Annotated in this window: 4 protein-coding genes and 1 tRNA gene; 3 read left to right on the top strand and 2 right to left on the bottom strand. The window is 70.7% G+C overall.

Translation table 11 applies throughout. The features are described 5' to 3' along the window. The first annotated feature begins 335 nt into the window (after positions 1 to 335). From FOE67_RS20585 to nusG, 3 genes are all read left to right on the top strand, one after another. Positions 336 to 408 (top strand) — tRNA-Trp (locus FOE67_RS20585). 70 nt (positions 409 to 478) lie between these two features. Then, positions 479 to 754, top strand: coding sequence for a preprotein translocase subunit SecE (gene secE, locus FOE67_RS20580; protein WP_182666329.1), 276 nt, complete (start codon positions 479 to 481; stop codon positions 752 to 754). A 112-nt stretch (positions 755 to 866) separates the two neighbouring features. Beyond that, positions 867 to 1673: a transcription termination/antitermination protein NusG gene (gene nusG, locus FOE67_RS20575; protein WP_182666328.1), complete on the top strand. Its 807-nt coding sequence runs from the start codon at positions 867 to 869 to the stop codon at positions 1671 to 1673. Between the two features lie 75 nt (positions 1674 to 1748). On the opposite strand, the gene FOE67_RS20570 is transcribed toward nusG, so the two are convergent. Together FOE67_RS20570 and FOE67_RS20565 are read right to left on the bottom strand one after the other, a co-directional pair. Continuing rightward, on the bottom strand, positions 1749 to 2996 hold the full coding sequence (locus FOE67_RS20570) for a tyrosine-type recombinase/integrase (RefSeq protein ID WP_182666327.1): 1248 nt from the start codon (positions 2994 to 2996) through the stop codon (positions 1749 to 1751). Continuing rightward, a partial coding sequence (locus tag FOE67_RS20565; protein ID WP_323385152.1) for a replication initiator occupies positions 2996 to 3372 on the bottom strand: 377 nt, incomplete at its 5' end. The genes FOE67_RS20570 and FOE67_RS20565, both read right to left, overlap by 1 nt.

Below are 3372 nucleotides of genomic sequence, written 5' to 3'. Positions count from 1 at the left end.
GGGGTGGGTGCCGGCGGTGGGGCGGGCCGCCGGTGTCCTCCGGAGGTCGGGCGCGTCCCCTCGGGTCACCCGCCCGGGTGGGGCGCCGCGGACCCCGACCGCCGCGCGCCACCACCGCGCCACCGCGCCACCCCAGGGCCGTGCGGGGCGGTACGGAGGCGGATCCGGGCCGCTCCCCGCACGGCCCCGGTGGCGACACCGTGGCACTCCCGGGGCACAAGGGGTTCGACGCGGCGGCTTCCACCACGTACACTCGTCGATCGTCGGCCCCAACCGGGAGTCACCATCGCGGGTATCGGAAGATCTCCGTCGATGGGGTAGGTTGTGGCACACAAAGGGTCGTAGCTCAATTGGTAGAGCACTGGTCTCCAAAACCAGCGGTTGGGGGTTCAAGTCCCTCCGGCCCTGCTATCACGACGTACAGGCCGCCCGGCCGGTCCGGGCGGCCACGACCATGACCGGGATCGGGTGAGGACGAGTGGCTGGGATCACGGACTCCGTCGAGGCACCGGAGCCCCGCGGAGAGGGCGCCGAGGGCGGTCGTCGCGGCCGCCGTGCCAAGCGCGGCCCGCTGGGCCGGCTCGCCCTGTTCTACCGCCAGGTCGTGGCCGAGCTGCGGAAGGTCGTCTGGCCCACCCGCCACCAGCTGACGACCTACACCGTGGCGGTGATCGTCTTCGTTCTGGTGATGATCGGCATCCTGACTGTGCTTGACTGGGGATTCGGCCGGGTCATCGAGTACGTCTTCGGCTGAGTCATCCGGCCCGGGGGTCGGGACCCCGTCGTTCCGGGACACTTCCGGCGACGCCGGTGCCCGCGCGGGTCGGTCGTTCCCACCCACGTGACGCCAGGAAGAAGCAGCTACCGTGTCTGACCTGAACCCCAACGAGGCCGCCGCGACCGCCGGGGGCGACGACACCGCGAGCGACATTGCGGGTGCGGTGGACACTCCCGAGCGGATCGACGCCCCCACCGGTGACGGCGCCGCCGAGGACGCCGTCGCGGACGGGTCCGCCGAGGTCGCCGGGGACGAGGCGCCCGTCGAGGCCGAGGAGAAGCCCGACCCGGTGGCCGTACTGCGCGAGGAACTGCGCCTGCTGCCCGGCGAGTGGTACGTGGTGCACACCTACGCCGGTTACGAGAACCGGGTGAAGACCAACCTCGAACAGCGCGCCGTCTCGCTCAACGTCGAGGACTACATCTTCCAGGTCGAGGTGCCGCAGGAGGAGGTCGTCCAGATCAAGAACGGCGACCGCCGCACCGTGCGCCAGAACAAGCTCCCCAGCTACGTGCTGGTGCGCATGGAGCTGACCAACGAGTCCTGGGGCGTGGTGCGCAACACGCCGGGCGTCACCGGCTTCGTCGGCAACGCCTACGACCCCTACCCGCTCACCCTCGACGAGATCGTCAAGATGCTCGCCCCCGAGGCCGAGCAGAAGGCCGCCGCCGAGGCCGCCGCGGCGGGCGAGCCGGTCCCCGGCCGCAAGGTCGAGGTGCAGGTCCTGGACTTCGAGGTCGGCGACTCCGTCACCGTCACCGACGGCCCCTTCGCCACCCTCCAGGCCACCATCAACGAGATCAACGCCGACTCCAAGAAGGTCAAGGGCCTGGTGGAGATCTTCGGCCGCGAGACCCCGGTCGAGCTGAGCTTCGACCAGATCCAGAAGAACTAGGCGATCACCGCCACGAGAGAGCCCCCGACCAGCGGATATCCGTTGGGCGGGGGCTCTCTCGGCTCTCGGGGGCCGTCACGGGGCCGTCGAGGGCTTCCGGGCCGTTCGGTACAGGCGGTCCACCGCCTTCCGGGTCCGGGTCTCACTGGCGGGCATCAGGTGGGTGTACGTCCGGAGGGTGAAACCGGGGTCGGCGTGGCCCAGGTAGGCACTCACGGCCTTGATGCTCTCCCCGGCGTCCAGGAGTACGGAGGCGTAGAAGTGCCGCAGGGCGTGCATCCCGTCTTCTCGGGACTCCTTGTACCTCTCGCCGGGACCCGGAACGGGAATGACCCCGGCCGCCGCGAGAGCGGGTTTCCAGACGTGTGCGTTGAAGTCGTTCCGCCGCAGGGCGCCCCCCTCGAAGCCGGTGAAATACAGGAGCTTGGTCACCGGGGGACCGTCCGGACGAGCCCACGGCAAGGTGATCTCCACCGGCGGGAAGGCCGTCAGATGTTCCGCCAGGGCGAAGGCCACCGAGTCGGGGAGGGGCACGTCACGGAGCTTGCCGTTCTTCGGGGGCGCGAACAGCGGCCGACCATTCAGCAGCTTGATTTGTTGGGTGACGTGCAGCACGCCGGCCAAGGGGTCCACGTCGTCGACCGGAAGCCCGAAGATCTCTCCCTGGCGGAGGCCACACCCGGCGCCCACGTCGATCATGGCCCGCAGACGCTCGGGCATGGCCCGGCGGATGGCGAAGACCCGTTCGGCCGACCAGGGAGTCACCCGACCGGGGGTGGGCTTCGGCGGACGCACCGACCCGGCCCGGCACGGGTTACGGGCGAGGTAGCCGTCATCCACGGCGGCCGACAGCACGGCGGAGACGTTCCCGAAGATCACCCGCCGGTAGGAACCGGCAGCCCCGCCGTCCTCCAGGACGCGGATCCAGGAGCGGATGTGCGACGGCTGGAAGGAGGCCAGCGGACGCGCCCCCAGATGCGGAAAGGCGTGCAGCCGTAGCCGCATCTCCACTGCGCTCCGGGTGGCCGGGTCGGTCGTCTGGGAGGCAAGCCAGTCCGCCGCGTACCGCTGAAAGGTGATCTTCCCGGCTTTCGGGTCCACGTACTGGCCGCGCGTCATGTCGGCTTCGATGGTGGCGAGCCACGTCTCGGCCTTGCGCTTCGCCTTGTCGGGGAAGCTCTTGGACTTCTCGGTACCGTCCGGCGCGATGTACCGGGCGCGGTAGCGCATCCCGATGCCGTGCCGGTCGGTCTTGACGCGGGTGGAGGTCCCGTCGGGGCCGGGGACGGTCTTGTACCACCGGTCCTGGATGTGCCCGGCCATCAGACGGTTTCCTCCCGGGCCCGGAGTTCGAGCAGCTGCTCGCGGGCGACTTCCCGGCCGATGCGCAGGTCGCGGGCGATGGAGGCGGCGAGCCAGGACTCGCCGGGGGAGTGGCCCGATCCGGCGTAGCTCCAGTGCGCCAGGACCAGCGTCGAGGCGTCCTCGGGCAGGTCGAGGTGTTCGCGTTGTTCGGCCGCCCGGTACTCCGCCCGAGCCCCACGCAGGGCCCCGAGGGTGGTGGAGTAGTGTCGGGATTTGGTGGAGAAGTGGCCCCGGAAGCCGAGCATGTGGGCCCAGGCCCACAGGCGGCGGTCGGGGTAGGCGGGGTCGAGGTCGCGGCAGGCGTGGATCAGGCGGCGGGTGTGGTCGGGCAGGG

Source organism: Streptomyces calidiresistens (genome assembly GCF_014141525.1).
Lineage (GTDB): Bacteria > Actinomycetota > Actinomycetes > Streptomycetales > Streptomycetaceae > Streptomyces > Streptomyces calidiresistens.
The sequence above is the reverse complement of the archived record's forward strand: the minus strand, read 5'-3'. Positions and strand labels throughout refer to the sequence as shown.

Bases quoted from the DNA above. Each gene is read 5' to 3' on its own strand.
- FOE67_RS20570 (WP_182666327.1), bottom strand. From the start codon at position 2,996: ATGGCCGGGCACATCCAGGACCGGTGGTACAAGACCGTCCCCGGCCCC.